This is a genomic window from Methanohalophilus profundi, from assembly GCF_004137855.1.
Classification (GTDB): domain Archaea; phylum Halobacteriota; class Methanosarcinia; order Methanosarcinales; family Methanosarcinaceae; genus Methanohalophilus; species Methanohalophilus profundi.
Genome location: NZ_QBKB01000002.1, coordinates 693,518 through 713,883, shown reverse-complemented (window position 1 = coordinate 713,883; position 20,366 = coordinate 693,518). Strand labels below are relative to the sequence as shown.

At 43.8% G+C, this 20,366-nt stretch carries 24 protein-coding genes, 2 tRNA genes and 2 pseudogenes; 14 read left to right on the top strand and 14 right to left on the bottom strand.

Features of this window, described 5'->3' with window-relative positions; translation table 11 throughout:
* Positions 1–74: 74 nt before the first annotated feature.
* Positions 75–1,684 (bottom strand): annotated as a pseudogene (groL, locus tag C9889_RS03755) (chaperonin GroEL).
* 17 nt (positions 1,685–1,701) lie between these two features.
* Positions 1,702–1,977, bottom strand: coding sequence for a co-chaperone GroES (gene groES / locus C9889_RS03750; protein ID WP_129597283.1), 276 nt, complete (start codon positions 1,975–1,977; stop codon positions 1,702–1,704).
* Positions 1,978–2,144: 167 nt separating this feature from the next.
* Here groES and C9889_RS11125 point away from each other — a divergent pair, with 167 nt between their 5' ends.
* From C9889_RS11125 to C9889_RS03740, 3 genes are all read left to right on the top strand, one after another.
* A complete protein-coding gene (locus tag C9889_RS11125) occupies positions 2,145–2,330 on the top strand; it encodes a hypothetical protein (RefSeq protein WP_318531515.1) in 186 nt (61 codons plus the stop codon).
* The gene (locus C9889_RS11120; protein WP_318531514.1) at positions 2,327–2,551 is read left to right on the top strand and encodes a winged helix-turn-helix transcriptional regulator; all 225 of its coding nucleotides are present in this window, start codon (positions 2,327–2,329) and stop codon (positions 2,549–2,551) included. Before C9889_RS11125 ends, C9889_RS11120 begins: the two co-directional genes overlap by 4 nt.
* A 66-nt stretch (positions 2,552–2,617) precedes the next feature.
* On the top strand, positions 2,618–3,412 hold the full coding sequence (locus C9889_RS03740) for an ABC transporter ATP-binding protein (RefSeq protein ID WP_129597281.1): 795 nt from the start codon (positions 2,618–2,620) through the stop codon (positions 3,410–3,412).
* Here C9889_RS03740 and C9889_RS03735 read toward each other — a convergent pair whose 3' ends face one another.
* From C9889_RS03735 to C9889_RS10325, 4 genes are all read right to left on the bottom strand, one after another.
* Entirely contained in the window at positions 3,413–4,756 is a 1,344-nt protein-coding gene (locus tag C9889_RS03735; protein ID WP_129597279.1) for a dihydrolipoyl dehydrogenase family protein, read from the bottom strand. It lies immediately after the preceding gene.
* 62 nt (positions 4,757–4,818) lie between these two features.
* Positions 4,819–5,007 (bottom strand): hypothetical protein, encoded by a 189-nt coding sequence (locus C9889_RS10335; RefSeq protein ID WP_225419969.1) that lies wholly within the window; start codon positions 5,005–5,007, stop codon positions 4,819–4,821.
* A gap of 74 nt (positions 5,008–5,081) precedes the next feature.
* Positions 5,082–5,633 carry an ATP-binding protein gene (locus C9889_RS10330; RefSeq protein WP_225419968.1) on the bottom strand — a complete coding sequence of 184 codons (552 nt, stop codon included), beginning with the start codon at positions 5,631–5,633 and terminating at the stop codon, positions 5,082–5,084.
* A complete protein-coding gene (locus C9889_RS10325; RefSeq protein ID WP_225419967.1) occupies positions 5,548–6,288 on the bottom strand; it encodes an AAA family ATPase in 741 nt (246 codons plus the stop codon). Before C9889_RS10325 ends, C9889_RS10330 begins: the two co-directional genes overlap by 86 nt.
* Positions 6,289–6,376: 88 nt before the next feature.
* Here C9889_RS10325 and mtxX point away from each other — a divergent pair, with 88 nt between their 5' ends.
* From mtxX to C9889_RS03710, 4 genes are read left to right on the top strand one after another with little or no spacing between them, the layout of a single operon-like run.
* Positions 6,377–7,219 (top strand): methanogenesis marker protein Mmp4/MtxX, encoded by an 843-nt coding sequence (gene mtxX, locus C9889_RS03725; RefSeq protein ID WP_129597277.1) that lies wholly within the window; start codon positions 6,377–6,379, stop codon positions 7,217–7,219.
* Position 7,220: 1 nt separating this feature from the next.
* Positions 7,221–7,805: a tetrahydromethanopterin S-methyltransferase subunit A gene (locus C9889_RS03720; protein WP_129597275.1), complete on the top strand. Its 585-nt coding sequence runs from the start codon at positions 7,221–7,223 to the stop codon at positions 7,803–7,805.
* A gap of 9 nt (positions 7,806–7,814) precedes the next feature.
* Entirely contained in the window at positions 7,815–8,747 is a 933-nt protein-coding gene (gene mtrH / locus C9889_RS03715) for a tetrahydromethanopterin S-methyltransferase subunit H (protein ID WP_129597273.1), read from the top strand.
* A 50-nt stretch (positions 8,748–8,797) separates the two neighbouring features.
* Complete coding sequence (locus C9889_RS03710; RefSeq protein WP_164999269.1) at positions 8,798–9,367, top strand: hypothetical protein; 570 nt, start codon at positions 8,798–8,800, stop codon at positions 9,365–9,367.
* Here C9889_RS03710 and ilvD read toward each other — a convergent pair whose 3' ends face one another.
* Entirely contained in the window at positions 9,368–11,029 is a 1,662-nt protein-coding gene (ilvD, locus tag C9889_RS03705; protein ID WP_129597269.1) for a dihydroxy-acid dehydratase, read from the bottom strand. It lies immediately after the preceding gene.
* Positions 11,030–11,120: 91 nt separating this feature from the next.
* On the opposite strand from ilvD, the gene C9889_RS03700 reads away from it, so the two are divergent.
* Together C9889_RS03700 and C9889_RS03695 are read left to right on the top strand one after the other, a co-directional pair.
* On the top strand, positions 11,121–12,656 hold the full coding sequence (locus C9889_RS03700) for a radical SAM protein (RefSeq protein WP_129597267.1): 1,536 nt from the start codon (positions 11,121–11,123) through the stop codon (positions 12,654–12,656).
* Between the two features lie 34 nt (positions 12,657–12,690).
* The gene (locus C9889_RS03695; RefSeq protein WP_129597265.1) at positions 12,691–13,221 is read left to right on the top strand and encodes an FKBP-type peptidyl-prolyl cis-trans isomerase; all 531 of its coding nucleotides are present in this window, start codon (positions 12,691–12,693) and stop codon (positions 13,219–13,221) included.
* A gap of 57 nt (positions 13,222–13,278) precedes the next feature.
* Here C9889_RS03695 and C9889_RS03690 read toward each other — a convergent pair whose 3' ends face one another.
* The 4 genes from C9889_RS03690 to C9889_RS03680 all read right to left on the bottom strand — a co-directional run bounded on the left by C9889_RS03690 (position 13,279) and on the right by C9889_RS03680 (position 15,835).
* Complete coding sequence (locus C9889_RS03690) at positions 13,279–14,439, bottom strand: sugar phosphate nucleotidyltransferase (RefSeq protein ID WP_129597264.1); 1,161 nt, start codon at positions 14,437–14,439, stop codon at positions 13,279–13,281.
* 41 nt (positions 14,440–14,480) lie between these two features.
* A complete protein-coding gene (locus tag C9889_RS03685; RefSeq protein ID WP_129597262.1) occupies positions 14,481–14,864 on the bottom strand; it encodes an OB-fold nucleic acid binding domain-containing protein in 384 nt (127 codons plus the stop codon).
* 401 nt (positions 14,865–15,265) lie between these two features.
* Complete coding sequence (locus C9889_RS10320) at positions 15,266–15,406, bottom strand: hypothetical protein (protein WP_225419966.1); 141 nt, start codon at positions 15,404–15,406, stop codon at positions 15,266–15,268.
* Positions 15,407–15,761: 355 nt separating this feature from the next.
* Positions 15,762–15,835, bottom strand: a tRNA-Ala gene (locus C9889_RS03680).
* Between the two features lie 166 nt (positions 15,836–16,001).
* Between C9889_RS03680 and C9889_RS03675 the strand changes: the two genes are divergently transcribed.
* The 5 genes from C9889_RS03675 to C9889_RS03655 all read left to right on the top strand — a co-directional run bounded on the left by C9889_RS03675 (position 16,002) and on the right by C9889_RS03655 (position 18,433).
* Positions 16,002–16,078, top strand: a tRNA-Ile gene (locus C9889_RS03675).
* Positions 16,079–16,238: 160 nt separating this feature from the next.
* On the top strand, positions 16,239–16,616 hold the full coding sequence (locus C9889_RS03670) for a transcriptional regulator (RefSeq protein WP_129599395.1): 378 nt from the start codon (positions 16,239–16,241) through the stop codon (positions 16,614–16,616).
* Positions 16,617–16,721: 105 nt separating this feature from the next.
* Positions 16,722–16,895, top strand: coding sequence for a hypothetical protein (locus C9889_RS03665; protein ID WP_225419965.1), 174 nt, complete (start codon positions 16,722–16,724; stop codon positions 16,893–16,895).
* A gap of 80 nt (positions 16,896–16,975) precedes the next feature.
* A complete protein-coding gene (locus C9889_RS03660) occupies positions 16,976–18,217 on the top strand; it encodes a 3-isopropylmalate dehydratase large subunit (RefSeq protein WP_129597260.1) in 1,242 nt (413 codons plus the stop codon).
* Between the two features lie 9 nt (positions 18,218–18,226).
* A complete protein-coding gene (locus C9889_RS03655) occupies positions 18,227–18,433 on the top strand; it encodes a hypothetical protein (protein WP_072560513.1) in 207 nt (68 codons plus the stop codon).
* 2 nt (positions 18,434–18,435) lie between these two features.
* Here the strand turns inward: C9889_RS03655 and C9889_RS03650 are convergent, their stop codons facing one another.
* The 3 genes and pseudogenes from C9889_RS03650 to C9889_RS03640 all read right to left on the bottom strand — a co-directional run.
* Complete coding sequence (locus C9889_RS03650) at positions 18,436–18,876, bottom strand: universal stress protein (RefSeq protein ID WP_129597258.1); 441 nt, start codon at positions 18,874–18,876, stop codon at positions 18,436–18,438.
* Positions 18,877–18,933: 57 nt separating this feature from the next.
* Positions 18,934–19,122: a hypothetical protein gene (locus C9889_RS10315; RefSeq protein WP_129597256.1), complete on the bottom strand. Its 189-nt coding sequence runs from the start codon at positions 19,120–19,122 to the stop codon at positions 18,934–18,936.
* An 825-nt stretch (positions 19,123–19,947) separates the two neighbouring features.
* Positions 19,948–20,366 (bottom strand): annotated as a pseudogene (locus C9889_RS03640) (ISNCY family transposase); the annotation flags it as partial.

The following is a 20,366-nucleotide window of genomic DNA, read 5'->3' as shown; positions in this document are numbered from 1 at the left end:
GAAGACATTCTCCCCCCGAAGTGTAATGCCTCAAAAAAAAAGCCCTGCAAGATAGCAGGGCTTGTCCGGTGCCATCAGATTATTATTGCAGGTGCATTTTCATCCTTTTCCTCATCGTATTCAGCGACAAGGGCTTCGGTGGAGAGTACCATTCCTGCAATGGATGATGCATTTTGTAAGCCGCTTCTGACTACCTTTGTCGGGTCTATCACACCTGCATTGTAAAGATTTTCTACAGTGTCCTTTTTGACATTGTAGCCCACTTCTTCATCAGCTTCGGCTTTAATAAGTGCTATTACTTCGGCACCTTCCTTGCCTGCATTGTGTGCGATCTGGCGTAGGGGTGCTTCAAGAGCCATTTTCACGATATTGGCACCTACCATCTGGTCTTCTTCGAGTTCAATTTTTTCCAGATATGGGATTGCATGGAACAGGGTCACTCCGCCACCGGCAACTACTCCCTCTTCAACGGCGGCTTTAGTGGCATTGAGGGCATCGTCGATTCTCATCTTCCTTTCTTCAAGTTCGGTTTCTGTTGCAGCACCAACTTTGATTACTGCCACGCCACCTCCGAGTTTGGCCAGTCTTTTTTGCAGTTCCTTCTTCTTGTAATCAGCATCAGTGATATTGATCTGGGACTCTATCATTTCCATACGGCTTTCGATGGCATTTTTGTCTCCTTTGCCTTCGATGATAGTGGTCTTCTGCTTGTCCACACTGACCTTGTGAGCACTTCCGAGCATATCTTCGGTGACATCCTCTAGTTTCATTCCCTTGTCTTCACTGACAACAGTTCCGCCTGTAAGGATGGCAAGGTCTTCCAGCATATCCTTCTGGTCGTTACCAAATCCAGGGGCCTTGACAGCACTGACTTTCAGGGATCCTCTCATTATGTTGAGAATAAGGGCTGACTGTGCATCCCCTTCTACATCCTGTGCGACTATCAGGAGAGGTTTTCCTTCCTGTGCGACTTTTTCAAGTACAGGTACTATCTGGTTTACGTTATTGATTTTCTTGTCTGTAAGAAGGATATACGGATTCTCAAGTTCACAAATCATTTTTTCCTGATCTGTTACCATATAAGGTGAGACATATCCTCTGTCAAACTGCATACCTTCAACAACTTCCAGGGTTGTCTCCATTGTTTTGGAGTCGTCCACAGTAATTACGCCGTTGTACCCGACTTTGTCCATAGCATCGGATATCAGTTTGCCTATTTCCTCATCATTGTTGGCAGAAATTGTTCCTACCTGTATGATCCTTTCCTTATCCTTTACTTCCTTGCTCTGGGTCTGCAGGTATTCAACGGCTTTAGCGGTTGCTTTATCGATTCCCCTTTTGATCTCAATAGGGTTGGCGCCCGCCGTAATATTACGTATGCCTTCACTGATCATTGCCTGTGCCAGCAATGTTGCTGTAGTTGTTCCGTCTCCTGTATTATCCTGTGTGCGTGAAGCGACTTCTTTGACAAGTTTTGCTCCCATATTCTCAAACTTGTCTTTCAGCTCGATTTCTTTGGCAATTGTGACGCCGTCATTGGTAACTGTAGGATTGCCTGATTTATCAAGCACAACATTTCTGCCCTTGGGCCCAAGAGTTACTTTAACGGTGTTGGATACCTTGTCGATACCTCTCAGTAAAGCCTGTCTGGCATTTTCGTCGAAGTGATCTGTTTAGTAGTCATTTACATCCTCCGATAATTTATTCCTCAACAATTGCAAGTACGTCCTTGAAATCTATGAATAGGTATTTCTCTCCGTCCATTTCCATTTCATCACTCTGGAATCCACCATAGATGATATGGTCGCCTTTTTTGACCGGTAATTCTTTACCGTCTTCATATGTGCCTACGGCTACAATATTTCCTTCCTTTTTCTCTTTCTGGGCACTTTCCGGGATGTATATTCCTCCGGAAGTGACCTCCTCTTCCTTAATGGGTTTGATAAGAACTCTTTCTCCAACTGGTTTTATGTTCATGCTTTGTCCTCCTGACCTTTTCAGATCGACTCGGTCAGTATGGAATCTTAATGGGAAGTCTATTATTTAAACTTTTTGTTTTTTATGCAGTTCATACGTGTTTTGTAGATATCATGTCTACATAAAACAGTTATTTTTATATACTATTATTTTGTTAATCATCTCTTATGAGCCGGCAGATTGTTTTGGTAAATCTGGAAAAACCCAGGGAGAAAGATCCTGATAAAGATTTGAATTGGTTATGTAATAGTTTTGGTCTGTCTTCGGGAAGGGATATAGAAAACACGGCAAACCAGATCGTAATGACTTTGCTTGATAACATTGCCGAGAATGAACGTGTTTCATCGGAATGATAGCTGAAGCTCTTGGCATAAATCTCTCCCGTGTTAATCACCATGTAAGAAATTTGGTAAAGGCAGGACTTGTTTACCGTGAAAAACGCCTGCTTTATCTAAGGGGGGGAAGCCTGAAGGCAGCAGTACATGAAATGCGCAAAGACTCCGAGCGCATGTTTGATGAGCTGGAAGCCATAGCTTCAGAGATTGACAGGCAAAAAGGTATCAGTAATCGTTGAAAAATACGTTTTTTAATATTCATTTTATAAATTAATGTCTTCAATTTCCATACTGTCGTGTAATAAATGAAAAAGAAAAATGCGAAACCTATGATAATTGAAATGGAAAATGTCACAGTTTGCAAAAAGGGTAACATATTACTGGACAATTTCTCTCTTTATATTAAAAATGGAGAAAATGTTGCAATTATCGGTCCTAATGGAGCGGGCAAATCTTCTTTTATCAAAACGGTTACTGGAGATTTACGTCCTCTTCATTCTGAAAAGACGATTGTCCGCTTATTCGGAAAGGAGCGCTGGGATATTTTCGGGTTGCGCAACAAAATGGGTATAATCAGCGGTGATCTGCAGGACGAATACATGCGTAATATTCCGGGAATCGAGGTGGTAGTATCTGGTTTTTTTAGCAGCATAGGCCTGTATCGCAATCATACTATTACAGGGGATATGAAAAGGCGGGCCCATGAGGTGCTCGGCTTTCTTGGTATTGAACATCTTGCCTCACGTCCCATAAACGAAATGTCAACAGGACAGGCCCGCAGACTACTGGTTGCCAGGGCACTTGTGCATGACCCGGATGTACTGATACTGGATGAACCTACAAACAGCTTGGATCTCAGGGCACGGCATATTTTCAGGCAGTCCATGCGCACTATTGCTTCAAAAGGCAAAAACATAATTCTTGTGACACATAATCTCGAAGACCTGATCCCTGAAATTGACAGAGTGGTCCTGCTCAGCGAGGGAAGGGTATACAGGGACGGGCCAACGGATGAAATATTAACTGCAGAAAACCTGTCTGATATATTTGGAATACAGGTACAGGTTTTCTCTAAAGGTGGTTACTATCACGCCTGGTGATTATCTACGTATCATGGACTGGATTTCTGAACTGACTGTGGGGAACACATAAACCACTCTCTTGAACTGGGAAAGCGTCAATTCGAGCCTAATTGCCATTGCAAAGAGATTAATCACTTCTTCTGAATGGGATCCCAGTAGGTGGGCACCTGCAATTGTTTGGCTTTCTTTTTCTATGATGACCTTTGAGGCTGCATAGTTTTCCGACAGGCGTCTGCTGTTATACCAATGGCTGCGGTCATGCATCAGGACTTCATACCTGTCAGTAGATTGGGACAGGCTAACACCTACACTTGAGAGAGGAGGAAGGGTAAATACCGTGGAAGGAATACCGGTATAATCCACTGTCTTGACATTTCCTTTTATCATATTGTCTGCTGCAGTAGTTCCCTGCAAACTTGCAACAGGGGTTAAAGGAGCTCCCGGCTTTACACAATCTCCGGCTGCATATACGTAAGGATTGGAGACACTTTGCATGTACTCATTTGTCTCCACGAATCCGTCTTTTGTCTCAACATTTGCCTTTTCAAGTTCCATTCCTTCAAGGGCTGCAACCCTGCCGGAACCGTTGACAACCAGGTCACATTCAATCCGCGAGTCTTTGCCCTCACTATCCCTGGTATTCACAGTATATCCTGCTGAAGTACTTTCAACAGAGCTGACCGAGACACCGGTATTGACATTTATGCCGGCTTCCTGGGAAGCTTTTACCAGCAATTTGACCATGTCCCTGTCAAAGTGTTTGAGTACTTCACTTCTTTGTAAGATAGTTACCTGGCTTCCCGCACGTGCAGCGATATGGGCAAATTCAAACGAAATATATCCACCGCCCACAAAAACAATTCTACTGGGCAATTCATCGAGATTGAGAAATTGCTCACTTGTAATCAGATTTTCTTCGCCCTTAATTCCGATTTTTCGGGGTACTGAGCCGGGTGCAATCAGAATGTGTTTGCCCTTAAGGACTGTATCTGCTATCTTGACTTCATTTTGGGAAACAAACTTTGCCCCACCATGATAGGTCTCAATATCCATATTTTTGAATTTTTCTTCCTTGTTGGCGGGGAAATTTTCCACAAATGTTTGTTTAAATTCCATTAACTTACTCCAGTCCACGGAAGATTGTGGCATAATCCCCAATTTGTTGAAACGATTAACCTGTTCAACGGTTTCTGCAACACCCACAAGTACTTTTTTTGGCACACATCCCCGAAGTGCACATGTCCCGCCATATTCTCTGATATCTGTAATCGCGATCTTCATCCCTGCCGCAGCTGCCTTGTTCGCACAAACGGTACCTGCTACACCTGTTCCAATGATGATAATATCATATTCTCTGGCCATTTCCTTCAACCCTCAGGGGAAAATTAGGTAGTTGGAAGATAAATGGCTATCGCAAATATAGTTTAAAAATCGAAAAGAGTCTTCTGGGATTTGGCAGGCTTTGGATTGTCTTTTTCCTTTCCTTCCATTTGATTTTCTTCTGCAGGGTCTTTTTCTGCTGAAAACATGGAATCAAGGGTTGACTGTCCCCTGTCTTTTTCAGGTGCATGCATGAATACGTCGATATCTTCATCTTCCTTTTCATGCATCATTTCCCGGGAAGCATCATAGATTTTCTGGATTTTCTTGGTTACCCTTTTGCTTTCAGTCAGGTAGGCAATCTCATCTACATCGAGTTCAAGAGAATATGCTGTATCAACTGCATAGTCCTCGTTTTGAGTAAAAGTCCGTACATACGAAGCAGGTCTATACGGCAATCCCTGATTGGTTCATTGCAGTGCAATCCAATTTTTGCAGCTATGTTGTCCCTCATGTTTCTTTTGGAGCGCAGTTGGCCCATACGTCTCCACATGGAAGGGGGTTGTAACTTGCGAAAACCGGTATGGGAGTGCTTCTTTGCCATTGCCGTTCCTCCGCTTAAAAGGAAGCCGGCATATCTCCAGAGTACATAGTTCTGCCGCAATCGTACCCTGCCAAGATATGTATCAGCCCTTGAAAGATTATGGTAGGCGGCAGTCATATCTTCACTTAGTGTTTCATCCTTGTCCAGATACTGGTTGGGAAGGTTCTCGTCCACCCACTGAATAAGGTCTTCAGGTGTTTCGTCCAGGGAAAAGGTTGCCCTGTAGGCTTCAACGGGATCTCTGCCCTTGAAAACGTTGGTAAGTACTTTGAAAATAGATTCCTTTGTATCCCTTTCGGCTGTGGTGACATCCACAACTTCTATTTCTTTTTTTATCTGTTGCTGTTGCCTGCAAATCTTTTATGGCACTTCTGAGATCACCGCCTGTATTTTCAGCGATTTTCTCCAACACGCCTGTGCCACATATTATCCCTTCCATTTTGCATATCTTTTTCAGTGCAGGCAGAATGGAACGCTGGGGGATGGAATTGAATTTTATGTTCACACAATGAGAACGCAGAGTTGATGAGAGGGCATACAGGTCATTGGCAATGAGTATAATAGGTTGATTGGATTTCTTGATCACATTCGTAATGGCCCGGGTCCCTCCCCTGTCGGCCGAGCCGTGCATATTATCTGCTTCATCCAGTATTATGAGGCGCTTTTGTATCCCTGTAAGTGTACTCATGCGTGAAGCAGAACCAGCCACCTTCTCGATAATCCCGGCAGTCCGCTGGTCACTGGCATTCATCTCTATAATTTCCCAGCCCATCTCATTTCCCAGGGCATGGGCAGCGGATGTCTTTCCAACACCGGCAGGCCCACTCAATATGGCTGCTTTTTTTTCAGGAACTCCGTGCTCCCATTCTTCTTCCCAGTCACGGAGAGCCTGCAGAGGCTTATTGTTCCCCACAACATCTGCCAGTTTGGTAGGACGGTATTTTTCTGCCCAATCTTGCGCTATTGTCATCTGTGACCTCACCTATATTAAAGCGAAAACTAATTAATAATTGTGTTGTTTGTTGATTGTTAAACTTTGCATATTAATGAGGGTGCCTATGCAGAAAAAGACAGACGGATTGCTGGATATCATACGTACAAAGGCTCTTGATAATTGTCCCCGGGTTGCACTGGGTGTGCGCAATCCTACTTCCAAACTGATCCAGAGTGCAGAAAAAGCCCAGGTTGAAGGCTATGCCCGGGTGGTTCTTGTAGGCGACCAGCGTGATATATCGGCAATCGGAACAAACCTTGAAGTGATCGATACTCCACAACCGGAAGAAGTTCTTGGAAGCCTCCTTGCATCCGGGGATGTTGATGCGGCTGTAAGAGGCACGGCAAAAGCCTCGGGTACCCTGTCTCACCTCAAAGAGGTACTCGGCATTGAGAAATTATACAGGGTTGCTTTCCTGCTAACTCATGACAATACTCCTTTTTTCCTTGCACCTGTGGGTATTGATGAAGGGCACTCTCTTTCCGATAAAATTGAACTTGTACAAAGAAGTGCTGCCTATATCCGCAGGTTTGGTATTGAACCAGAGGTTGGCATCCTTTCCGGAGGACGTATGGGGGACCTTGGCCGTGATGAACGTGTGGATCGCACCCTGGCAGATGCGGATTTCCTGGCAAACCGGTTAAACGATGCGGGAATAGATGCAAAACATTACACAATACTTATAGAGGATGCCATCAGGAAATCTAACTTCATCCTTGCCCCGGATGGCATATCAGGCAATCTTATCTTCCGTTCACTTGTATTTCTGGGTGGGGGCAATGGAATTGGGGCACCCGTCCTTATGGATAGGCATGTGTTTATTGACACATCCCGGGTGGGCGGCCATTATACCCTGGCCATAATGCTTGCCGCAGCTCTTGTTTCTAATAAAAGGGAGGTTGTATAAGTTGGATACAGTTTCAGAGAAATGGCCCGTTACAAAAGGAGATTTCAGTGCAGGCAATCCCAAATCCTGTATCGCTGTGGTAACCCTTGCAAGTTCGATGCCTCTGTTTGAAAAAGCAGCAATCTGGGGAAGTTGCAAAACGGAAAACCTGGGGGCTGAGAAAGTTGTAATGAATGTTGTTTCCAACTGTAATATCAGGTACGTACTTCTCTGTGGTGGTGAATCCCGGGGCCATCTTGCAGGCCAGACCCTGAAAGCCCTTTACGAAAACGGTATTGATGAAGATGGCAGGATTCTGGGTTCAGAGGGGGCGATTCCCTTTATTGAGAACCTGGAGATTGAAACAATTCAGCGTTTTCGCCAACAGGTGGAACTTATAGACCGTACCGGGCTTACTGACATTGATGAAATATACTCGATTGTTGACAATTATCATGATTCGGAGAAACCCTTTGAAGCTTCTCCAATATCCTTTAGAAAAGCTGTCAGGAAATATAAGCCACCTGAATCCATCAGTGCTGATATACTTATCAGTGAAAAAGTGGTTATGGATGCTTTTTCCGGCTTAATTTACGAGATTGCTTGAGGTTTTCAAATGTTCAGGTTCCAAAAAGATCAAAAAATTGCCAATATTGCCGGTGTGAAGATCGGAGGTAATCCCGGTGAACTGCCCACAGCCCTTGCAGGTACAATATTCTACGAAGGACATGATATCGTGGAGGATGCTAATGAAGGGTTGTTTGACCGTAAAATTGCAGAGAACCTGCTCAATTCCCAGCGTGCATCATCTGATGAAACCGGTAATCCCTGCCTGGTGCACATATTCGGCAATACCGGACAAGCCCTACGCAACTATATTGATTTTGTTAGTGAGATTACGGATTCCCCCTTCCTTATCGATTCTCCCGACCCGCTGGCCCGGATGGCTGTGGCAGAATACGTGAGCGAGATTGGCCTCGGGGACAGGGCAGTTTATAATTCCATAAATATGACCATCGGTGAAAAGGAGCGCAAAGTGTTAAAAGATTCAGATATAGATAGCTCCATAGTCTTGGGTTTCAATGCCATGGATTCAGGTTTCAAAGGCAGGATGCAACTTCTGGAGTCCGGTACTTCTTCAATGGACAAAGGCCTGATTGATATTGCTCTGGAATGCGGAATGTGCAATATACTGATTGATCCGGGGATTACTCCTATGGGCAATGGTTCCGGGGTCAGCCTGAGGATTACGCTGGCAGCCAAGGCAAAATGGGGATTGCCGGTAGGTTCGGGAATTCACAACGCCCCTTCTTCCTGGGAATGGCTCAGGGATAAAAAGAAACACGATCCCCTTGTGTTTAAGATGTGTGATATCGCATCTGCCGTAATGCAGCAGGCAGCGGCCGGAAATTTTGTGCTTTACGGGCCCATTGAGAATGCACCCTACATATTCCCGGTGGCTGCGATGTCAGATATCATGATCTATGAATCTGCCGAAGAATTTGAAATAGAACCTGCTTCTTCCCATCCATTTAACAGGTTGATCTGATTATATTGTTTTGTACTAAGTCAATGGTCTATACTAATGAAGTGATTCAGATGAGACAATTGAGAATTGACATTCCTGATAATCTCTTTGCGAAACTGGAATTGATGCCGGATAGTGACAACTTTATATGCAGTTTGCTCGAAGAAGCCCTTGGTCCTGAAAAGACAATGGATAATTCTGGATTGATGGCCCAAAAACTCATGTCAATTGAAAACAGATTGAAATCTATTGAGGATCACATAGCAGGTAATTCCTCGCCAGGTCCAGCGGAGCCTTCTACTGTAACCGATACTTCATCTGCGGATGAAAAGCCTGCGGTGGCTGCAAACCCTGAATCCGGCGAAGTTGGTGAATGGGATAATGATCCGTTCTATACTAAAATGAAAAGGATAAGGAATAATGAAAAAGTGATCTCCGTGGACGAAGCGCCTTCTCCTCTTAAACAGAGTATACTCCAGTACCTTCCTGATGGTATGATAATTAAAAAGCAAGTCCTTATAAGCCTGCTTTCGGTCCGCTATCCGATGGATGAAGTTGAAAAAAATATAGAAGATATGATCGGTGAAGGTGCCATCTCCATTCTGGATAAAGAAGATGGCACCTGCGTTCAACGTAGCTGATTATTCCCTGATAGCGCCCTTGTTGGCAGAACTTACGGACTTCCTGTAACGGGCAAGATAGCCTTTTACTTCTTTTACAAGAGGTTTGAAATTTTCTTTTCTCTTCTGCATCTCTTCTTCATCGATGAGAAGCTCCAGTTTCCTTGCAGGGATATCGATCTCTATCATATCCCCTTCCTCGATAAGGCCTATTGGTCCACCTTCCATGGCTTCCGGGGAAATATGGCCTATACAGGGCCCCCTGGTTCCACCGGAAAATCTGCCATCTGTGATGAGGGCAACTGAATCTGCCAGTCCCATGCCTGCAATTGCCGAGGTAGGGGAAAGCATCTCCCTCATTCCCGGGCCGCCCTTGGGACCTTCATAACGTATTACCACAACATCCCCGGGTTTGATGTTATTATCAAGGATTGCATGCATGGCTCCTTCCTCGCTTTCAAAGACCCTGGCAGGGCCTTTGTGCTGCATCATTTCGGGTTCAACAGCTGCCTGTTTGACCACTCCTCCTTCTGGGGCGAGGTTTCCTTTCAGTATAGCCAGGCCTCCTTCCTTATGGAGGGGCTGATCAAGGGTCTGGATAATCTTCTTATTTATGGCAGGATTTATGATCACGTATTCGTCGATATTTTCTCCAACTGTCTTTCCGGTGATAGTTTTTTCTCCGGGGTTGAGTTTTGATTTCAATCTCTGCATTATTGCATACACGCCACCGGCTCTTTCAAAATCGATCATGTGATATTTGCCACCAGGTCTCAATCCGATGAGATGCGGGATTGAGCGACCCAGGCGGTCAAATGTATCCAAGGGCAGTTCCATATCGAATGCATGGGCAATAGCCGGCAGGTGCAGGGCTGTGTTGGTACTTCCGCCCACTGCCATGTCTACCATGATCGCATTCTCGAAAGATTTCTGGCTGACCACCTTGCGTGCTGACAACCCTTCATCCACCATTGCCATGATACGTTCTCCGGATTCCTTGGCGATGTGGATCTTTTTGGCATCTACCGCATGGGCTGTGGCACAGCCGGGCAAACTCAGTCCCAGCGCTTCGGTCATACATGCCATTGTATTGGCGGTAAACATTCCGGCACATGATCCGGCACCCGCGCAGGATACATTTTCAAGTACCTTCAGTTGCTCGGCGGTGGCTTTGCCGGTGCGGTGTTCCCCGATTCCCTCGAATACGGAGACCAGATCCCTTGGCTCGTCTCCCGAAAAACCGGGCAGCATAGGTCCGCCGGTAACCACGATAGTCGGAATATCAAGCCTACCGGCAGCCATGAGATGGCCGGGGGTGATTTTATCACATGATGTGATCATTACCATGCCGTCCAGACGGTGGCCTTCGAGCATGAGTTCGATCGAATCCTCGATGACTTCCCTGCTGGGGAGGGAATATCTCATTCCTTCATGCCCCATCGCAATACCGTCACATATGCCTATGGTATTGAATTCAAAGGGAACTCCTCCGGCATTGCGTATACCTGCCTTGACGGCTTCGGATACTTTATCAAGATGAATATGTCCGGGAACAACTTCGGTCCAGGAATTCACCACCGCAATAAACGGTTTTTCCATTTCTGAATCTGTAACTCCTGTAGCTCTGAGGAGGGAACGGTTAGGTGCCCTCTCTGTCCCTTTTTTGATACTGTCACTTCTCATGTGGAAACCTCTGGATAAGTATTCCATATTTATGAAACATTAAATATAAGTAAGCTTTCTGTTTGTCCTTATAGGAAGGTCCACGATATCCATGAAAGTTGCAATCATAGACGGTTATGTTGACGAACCCGCATGTTTCGGAGTTCCTCCTTATATTTCTCCCTACATACGCTATATAGCGGGAGCCCTGGTTGAGCGTGGTATCGGTCGGAATGATATATCCTATTTCACAATAGACGGTATCAGGAACAGTAAAAAGGAAGACCTTGCCCTGCTTGGTCGGGCTGATCTTGTGGTTATCCTGTCGGGAATGACCGTCCCCGGCAAATATCTGCGCTCCTCGCCCATCACCCTGAAGGAAATCGAATACCTATGCAGGGCCGCTTCAGGTGTGAAGGTGATCGGTGGCCCTATACGCCTGGGCTACAGCAGTGAAGGGGGCATGGCAGCGTCAGCCCTTGAAATGGCTGATGAAAATGTATTTGTTGCAAGGCAGGACATCGAGGCATTTGTAAATGATATAATTGGCCCCGGCCCTTGCATCGAGGACCCTGATAATGTTGAACACCGGATGCGTACGGTTGGGGAGATTGGCAGATGGGCCAATAAGGGTGCCTTTATAATCAGGAGGCATCCGGATTTCCCGAATATAATGTGTGAGATGGAAACCTACCGCGGATGTGGCAGGGATACACATTGTTCTTTTTGTACTGAATTTTTTTATGGACCATCAACCTACCGTCCCGTTGAGGATGTCGTTGCCGAAGCCGCCAGTCTTTATAAGGAAGGTGCCCTGTATTTCCGCCTTGGCCGCCAGCCTGATCTTTTCACCTATCATGCAGTGGATTGCGGGGATTCTCTCCTAAGGCCAGATCCGCAGGCGCTTGAATCCCTGTACTCAGGAATCCGGAAAGTGGCACCAGGGCTGGAGGTACTGCACATGGACAATGCCAATCCGGCAACTATAGCCACCTATCCGGATGAATGTAGTAAAATCATGAAGACCATTTTGAAATATCACACACCCGGGGATGTAGCAGCCATGGGTATGGAAAGTGCTGATCCCGCTGTAATCAGGGCCAACAATCTCAAAGCAATGCCAGATGATGTATTTGAAGCTGTAAAATTGATGAATGAGATTGGAAGCATAAGAGGCTCCAATGGTCTTTCACATCTGCTTCCCGGGCTTAATTTTGTACACGGTCTTGCAGGAGAAACAAAGAAAACCTTCGGATTGAATTACGATTTCCTGAAAAATATCCTGGATAATGATCTGTTGTTGCGCAGGATAAACATTCGCCAGGTTATGCCTTTTAGCGGTACTCCTGCGGCAGAACAGCAGCTGCCTCTGGCTAAAAACCGGAAAATGTTTTTGAAATACAAGGAAAAGGTCCGCAAGGATATTGATTTACCCATGTTGAAGAGGGTCGTGCCCGAAGGGACTATACTTAAGGATGTGCTTTGCGAGGTATGGGGCGAGGGTTCGGTGGGTACTTTTGGCAGGCAAATGGGATCCTATCCGATACTTGTAGGTATCTCTGAAAAACTTCCTTTAGGCGAATTTGTTGATGTGAGGGTAACAGGTCACGGTTTCAGGTCTATTTCAGCCACAGTAGTTCGTGAATGACAAGTTTTATCATGAATAGTAAATTAGTCGGAGCATGAGAAAACTACTATTTATTTTAGCGCTCGCCGCAATTCTTCTCATAAGTGGCTGTTCGACCCCTGCAGAAGTTGCAGAGGAAGGAGACAATGTCACCGTGGATTATGTTGGTGAGTTTGAAAACGGTACTGTATTTGATACTTCCATAGAAGAAGTTGCTCGGGAAGAGGGCATACACAACCCTGCCAGACCATATGAACCTCTGGGCTTTACCCTGGGAGGGGAAGGGATGATCAAAGGTTTTGACAACGCAGTGCAGGGAATGGCTGTTGGGGATGAAACAACAGTGGAACTTCCACCTGAACAGGCATATGGCCCCTACAAAGAAGAACTTGTCAGGGCAGTACCCCTTGATGATTTGCCCAATAAAACGACACCATTCCAAATAGGTGACCGGCTTTCAACCGCTTATGGCCAGCAGGTAGTTATTGTTGATGTCAATGACACCGCTGCAATGATTGATTTCAATCATCCTATGGCGGGTGAAACACTGAAATTCAACATTACGCTGGTGTCCATAGAAGAATAAAAAGCAACATTAAATGGTTGAATATCCTGAGCGGATATTCAATCACTCTTTTTTAAATTAACCATAATCAGGATTAAGCAGGTTTTCCTGTATTATGGACCCACTTTTGATTGTCAGGTCCGGCCAGATCTTTACATTGGAATGAATCGTCGAATTATTTCCAATATGTACTCTGGGGCCGATTACGGTTCCGTTTTCCAGGCTGCAGTTTTGGCCAACCACTGTATTGTTATCAAGTACAGTACCCGAAGTGTTACAATTACTTCCGATGGTCACATCATTGAATATGTAGGATGAAAGGATTCTGCAGCCGTCCTTGATGACACAGTTCGAACCAATCGTCGTATATGGACCGATCAGGACATTGTCACCTATTGTTGTGTTTTCACCAAGTACAACTGGCCCCACAACTGCTGTGTTGGAACCGATAATCACATTGTTGCCTATTTTGAGGGGTCCGTTGATACGGGAATCCTTGGTGTTGAAATGACCTTCGATGGTTGTTCCAGGCATTGATTCAAGCATCCAGCGCTGTGCCTGGCGATAGGCTGCCGGATTGCCCACATCGGTCCAGTGTCCTCGCACAAGCAAACCATTGATCCTTCGTTCTTCTGCCATCAGTGATGGAAACAGGTCTTTGGCAAAATCGTAGGGCTGGTTTTCCGGGATCCATTTGAATATCTCCGGATCACACATGTATATACCCGTACTTGCAAGATTGCTGAATATTTCTCCCGGGCCGGGTTTTTCAAGGAATCGATTTATACGGTTGTTCACGTCCATATCCGCGATACCAAATTCCCTGGGGTCATCTATGGATAGCAGACCGATTGTAATGATTGCGTCATTTAGCTCATGGAATCGGTACATTGTACGGAGTTCAAGATCCATGACATGATCTCCCCCAACGACCAGGAACGGTTCATCACAGAGGTACTTCTCGGCATTTTTTACACCTCCTGCTGTGCCCAGTTTTGTTTCCTCGTACACATATTCCACATGGACACCGAACATGCTGCCGTCACCCAGTTCTTCCAGTATCTTATCACCCATGTAGCCCAGGGTGATAATTATCTCAGTGAATCCCTCTTTTGCAAGTTGCTCCACAAGGTGTACCACTGATGCTTTGTTGATGATTGGAATATTTGGTTTTGGTCTGTCAAAAGTTAAAGGCCTAAGTCGGGTCCCCTTTCCTCCACACATAATACAGGCTTTCATGTATAGGAATGATATTTTTTATGACTTAAAATTGTACCGATTTACATTTTCTTGATATCGTTTTCGTTTTCCACTATGATTTCCTGTTCCCCTTTATATTCATCCACTTTTCCCTTTATCCTTAATTTATCCCCGACAGTTATCCGTGAATCTATATTCATTGCACCGTTATCTTCCGGTATAAATACAGTTAGCAAATCGGAATTATAATCTATCTGAAGAATCAGGTGATTTCCATTGAATGTGGTTTCTTTACTGTATAGGGTTCCTTCGATTGTCACAGTTTTCCCTACTTCTGTAGAATCTGTTAAGGGCTGTTCACCTGTTTTGTTAAAAGAGTTGGGAAAATAGGTGATATATGCTACAGCCAGGGATAATAGCGCCATTGTCAGCAAAATCGCAATTACCTTTTCTTCCTTTTCCATGCTTAATTTCCCGTTCATCTTATTATGGTTGACCAATGTGTGTGGCCTAGAAATATTTTTGTGTCCATAATTAGTCTTTTATGTGATAGGAGATAAAATTCCATCTGATGGCAAATACTGGAAGGATTCACTGGTTCAATGAGGGGCCTATTGGAAGGGGAACATACGTACTCTACTGGATGCAATCGGTTCATCCCCACATGTGTGGGGAACTCTCTTTAAGTTTACCTCTAAAGTAATTATCAAAATCGTCCCTTAATATTTGTTTTGTTTTTGACTTATCAATCCTGACCAATACTTCACAGTTCTCTAATACAATGTTCTTCGCCATCCACCCAGCGACATAATTGTAAAGTTTGTGTTTATTCCCATTTAAATAAGAACTATGGCATTTTTCTTTCTCAAAAACAATAAAAAAAAGCTTTAGCTCCATCTACACCATTTAATTTTTTGAGCATATATTTTACAAGTTTTGGGCTGGACTTGTTGCCTTTGATTTCATTAGCGTTTTTTAATTCCTTCTTGAATTTGTTTCTTCTCATATTTTTATGATTCGTTTAAGTGGAAATTCATCTTTTACCAATCAAGGCAGCGAAAATCAAATGGTTTGATTGTGAACCAAATCTCCACTTTCGTCAATAAACATATGCAACATGTGAAGAAGGAAATAAATTACAAATATTTAGTTTTTGTCAGCCTGTGTCAATGTGTGGGGCGGGGCTATAAAAGACCGATTCTGCCCACATAAAGGGTATACATAGGGCCACTATGTTTTTTTAATCCTTACAGGTAAAACTTATTCATCAATTAAAGGAATGGGTTTCTATGCGGACCAACTTCCACAAAAGATGATAGTAAAAAATCATTGAACGTTTAGGACTTTCTAAAATATTTAGGTGGACCGGTCGGGATTCGAACCCGAGGCCTCTACCATGCCAAGGTAGCGATCTTCCGAGCTGATCTACCGGCCCACATTTGCAATTCACAGTTGCAATCATTATTAATAAACCTATCGGCATTATTCGAACTCCTTTCATTGCATTTTACCGATTTTTAGCCAAATTAAGGGTTGGCCGAAACATTAAAGTATAAGGATGTGTATTTGAGTGGTTGCGCGATGACAAATCGTGTACCAATGGGCCCGTAGCTTAGCCAGGTTGAGCGCACGGCTGATAACCGTGAGGTCCTGCGTTCGAATCGCAGCGGGCCCACCATCATATCTATTTTTGTACAATTTTGTCTTCTGCTGAATCTATTGTGGTGTCCGTACTTCCATAACTTTATATATTGAATGGATAATATAAATATTAAGTACATATATGAATATTATATACTCTGATGAACATCCCATTCAAATCATTTATCGGTGTTTCCATGGAAGAAGATGACCTATTTTCAATGAATGAAAATCAAAGAGAAATTGCAAAGCTGCTAAGGAGGCTACACCTTTCAAAACCGATTGCAAGGACACTTGCTTGTCTTTCATGTGGCGAAGAAGTTTCCTCCCGCAAAATTGAATCAATGTCACAGCTAAGGCAACCGGAAGTGAGCATTGCTATGAATTTCCTCTTGAAGAAAAAAGGCTGGGTTAAGTTTGAGGAAATAAAACGCAATGAAGGGAAGGGGAGGCCTATCAAAGTCTATAAACTTGCAGTACCCATGGATTCCATTATTGAAAGTATAGAACATGAAATCCTTTCAGAGAACCAGACTCTACTGGAAAATATAAATCGCCTCAAACAATTCTCTTGATTGGCATTTCTTTTTTCATCTGATTCCTTGTTAATTTCCCATTTTGGAATATATATTATATATTCGTCTCATATTTCTGCTCAATTTATATGCCCCAACTGCCAGGTGCAGTATGACCGTTATCAGCCCGTTATAGAAAAGGAGTTTGGCGAGGAGTACGATATGGTTCACATGAACATTGCCCAATTCACCGCTCTGGCACTGGGTGGCGATCCTCTCAAGGTTTGTGGCTTCCAGACCCATTCGGTTGACCTGACTGATTTCCTGGAGACCCTCTGAATATTGGAAAAGATTATTGTGCATAAAATCTATACAGGGTATAAACGTATTTTTCTCAAGAATCTCACAGGTGTTTAATTTTGAGTACTATCAGCGAGAAGATATTCAGCCGGGCAGCCGGCAAAGAGGCAAAGGCCAATGATTTTGTGATAGCTGATATTGATTATGCAATGGCCCACGACGGTACCAGCATTCTGGCAGTCCGCTCTTTCCGCCAGATGGAAGTTGAAAAGGTCTGGGACCCTTCACGTATAGTGATTCCCTTTGATCATCTGGCACCAGCGAATTCCGATACTACGGCAGGTCTGCAAAAGGATATCAGGGGATGGGTACGTCAGCAGGGCATAAACAATTTCTATGATATTGGTAACGGTATCTGTCACCAGGTATTACCCGAGAAGGGTTTTGCAATGCCGGGCAAGTTGATCGTGGGTGCTGATTCCCATTCCTGTACATATGGTGCCTTCGGTGCCTTCGGTACCGGTGTAGGAGCAACGGACATGGCCGAAATATTCGCATCCGGCAAACTCTGGTTCCGTGTACCTGAATCCATCAGGGTTACAGCTGAAGGAAAAATGGGAGAGAGGGTTTATGCCAAGGACCTCACCCTCAAGATCATCGGCGAGGTGACCGCTTCAGGGGCGACCTACAAAGCGGTTGAATTCTATGGTAATGCCATAGAGGATCTTTCCATGGCAGGCAGGATGACCCTTTCCAACATGGCTATTGAAATGGGTGCCAAGGCGGGTATAGTACCTCCCGATTCCACGACCTTTGAATACCTGAAAGACAGGGCAGTCAGTGATTATGAGCCTGTTTATTCGGATGAGGATGCAGATTATGTAGCCGAATATCACATAGATGTGAACTCCCTTGAACCGCAGGTTGCCTGTCCCCATGAGGTGGACAACGTTTGTGGTGTGTCCGAAATTGCAGGCAAAAAACTCGATCAGGCATTTATCGGTACCTGTACCAATGGCCGGCTGGAGGACCTTGAGGCTGCAGCAGAAGTGTTGGAAGGCAACGAGGTTGCTGTGAGGACTATTATAATACCGGCTTCCAGACAGATTATGAAGGAAGCCGCAAGAAAAGGATTAATAGAGATTTTCCTCGATGCAGGCGCTACCATGGGTACTCCGGGATGCGGTCCATGTCTGGGTGGTCACATGGGGGTTATTGGTGAAGGTGAAGTATGTATTTCCACTGCAAACCGCAACTTCCGGGGTCGTATGGGTACAGGTGGCTACATCTATCTTGCTTCACCGGCAACGGTTGCAGTTTCGGCTATAAAAGGTGAGATTACCGATCCGCGTAATGTATGAGATGATACAATGGAAGAAATAAACAGGGATAAACTGAAACATTTGCTTGGGCATTGGATAGAACACAACGAAAACCATTGTGATAGTTTTGAGAAATGGATTCCCCAGCTTGAGGATGCGGGATTCCAGCAGGCTGCAGAATACGTTTCTGCTGCCTCTTCTGAAATGGAACAGTCAACAGATATGTTGAGAAAAGCACTGGAATCCCTTGAGTAACTTCAAGGGATTACCATTACCGCAGTTTTTGCATGTCTGAGAACCTTTTCAGAAACGCTTCCCATAAGATAACGCTCCAGACCTGTACGTCCCAGTGAACCCATGACGATTATGTCTATTTCATTTTCTTTTGCAAAATCCAGTATTTCCTCTGCAGGATTGCCCGTCAAAAGAGCTGTATCAACCGCTACTCCCTGGGGATTTCCCAGTTCTTCCACATACTGAAGGGCTTCCTCCCCTTCTCTTTTTATGTCTTCGTGGGGGATGTCAAAATTTGTGATTCTCGCTCCATAAGGAAGGGTTTTTGATGAAAGTTCTTTCATTACGTGTACTGCAAATACCTTGGCTCCATAGGTTTTTGCCAGCCCAATTCCTTCGGATGCTGCCTTTTTGGAATGTTCTGAGCCATCTGTTGCGATTAAAATCTTTTTTACATTATTCATTAAATTCCCCGCTACATAATAATGAAGGTAGGTTATATTAACATTTGGAAAGGCTCCTCATTCATATATCTTCGAGTAAAGGTACGTCCCAAGCACATAACCCACCAATGCTACAACCAGGGTCCCCGGGGCATAAATAGGAATATTGCCGCCCGCCATGTGAAAAATCAGGTTGACTGTGGCAACATATATCATTACTGTAGTGATCAACACTATAATCTGGAATATCCCTTTTTCGGGTGGCATGTTTGTTCACTATATTAATATTTGCAATCTGTCTATTCATTATTTGCGATGCTGTCTGCCTATAGGCATTTTCCTGCAGAGATGATTAACGCCGTTACGGACTTTTTCCTTATTGAGGTTGCAGTACTTCTAATATTCTTGTTACGGTAGCCGTACTTAATTTGATTCATATCCCAACTTTGACAGTTTTATTTTTGATCAACTGAATATCTCTCTTTTTAGGTTCTATTCTAATCTCTATGTTTCTCTTTTTTCTTCTAGTCGTTCGCTAGCATCTTTTCTTTCTTCCATGCTTGTTTTTATAATTTTATCCATTTTTTGCCCCATTGATTTGACAGTATCACATAAGTCATTGGATTGTGTTTTTTCTGATTTTTGCCCATTTTTTGGACAAAGAATTTGACAGAACTGTTGAATCTTCTAAATAAGCCTCTTAGATCAATTTCATTTTGTTTTCAAGCAAAAAATATCCAAAAATAGCTTAATTGAATTTGACAGATCAGCATTATTCTTATGAAAATAAGGGGTTCAACGAGTAAATTCAGGCCAAGATTCTTGAAAATTGCATCCATTTTAAAGGAAAACCGATGAAATCGGAGTTTTTCACATGAAATTGTTTGAACTGTCAAATAGCTTTTCCTGACAAAAAAATGAAAATTTTGAGTTGAAAGAGAAGACATTCTCTTCAAGAAAGAGTAGAAACTGTCAAACTGGCGATATACATAAATTCAAGGAAAGAGTATCACGTTATGTAAATTCCTGAAAGCAATGAGAGATTATCAAATTAGGTCATAATTCCTCCCATTCTAATTTGATGATATTAAATCACACATATTTTGCAAATGAATTTGTTTGTTTGACCTTATTTTGCAAATTCGCAGTTACAAGCAATTGATATGTCACAAACTTCATAATCGAATACATTTCCTTACTTGCATTCTTCATCCCTCTGATATCAAATTTTACAGTCCATTTTATATTCTTATGTATTCTCTCACATTCTGCTCTTTTTGAATATTCTTCTTCAAATCCCTCATCTTCTATGTTCTCATTCCGCAGGTGCATCCCGACCTGTTTTTTTCTTCCGTTTTCATAGAGAAAACGAAGTTTATTCTCATACTTCATATGAATCGATCCGCCGATTTTCCACATCTTATTGACCCAGTGATCGATTCGTTTCATTGTTCCTTCATTATGGACTTTAGAATCAGAAGAATATGCAATAACAGGTTTTGCCTTCAATT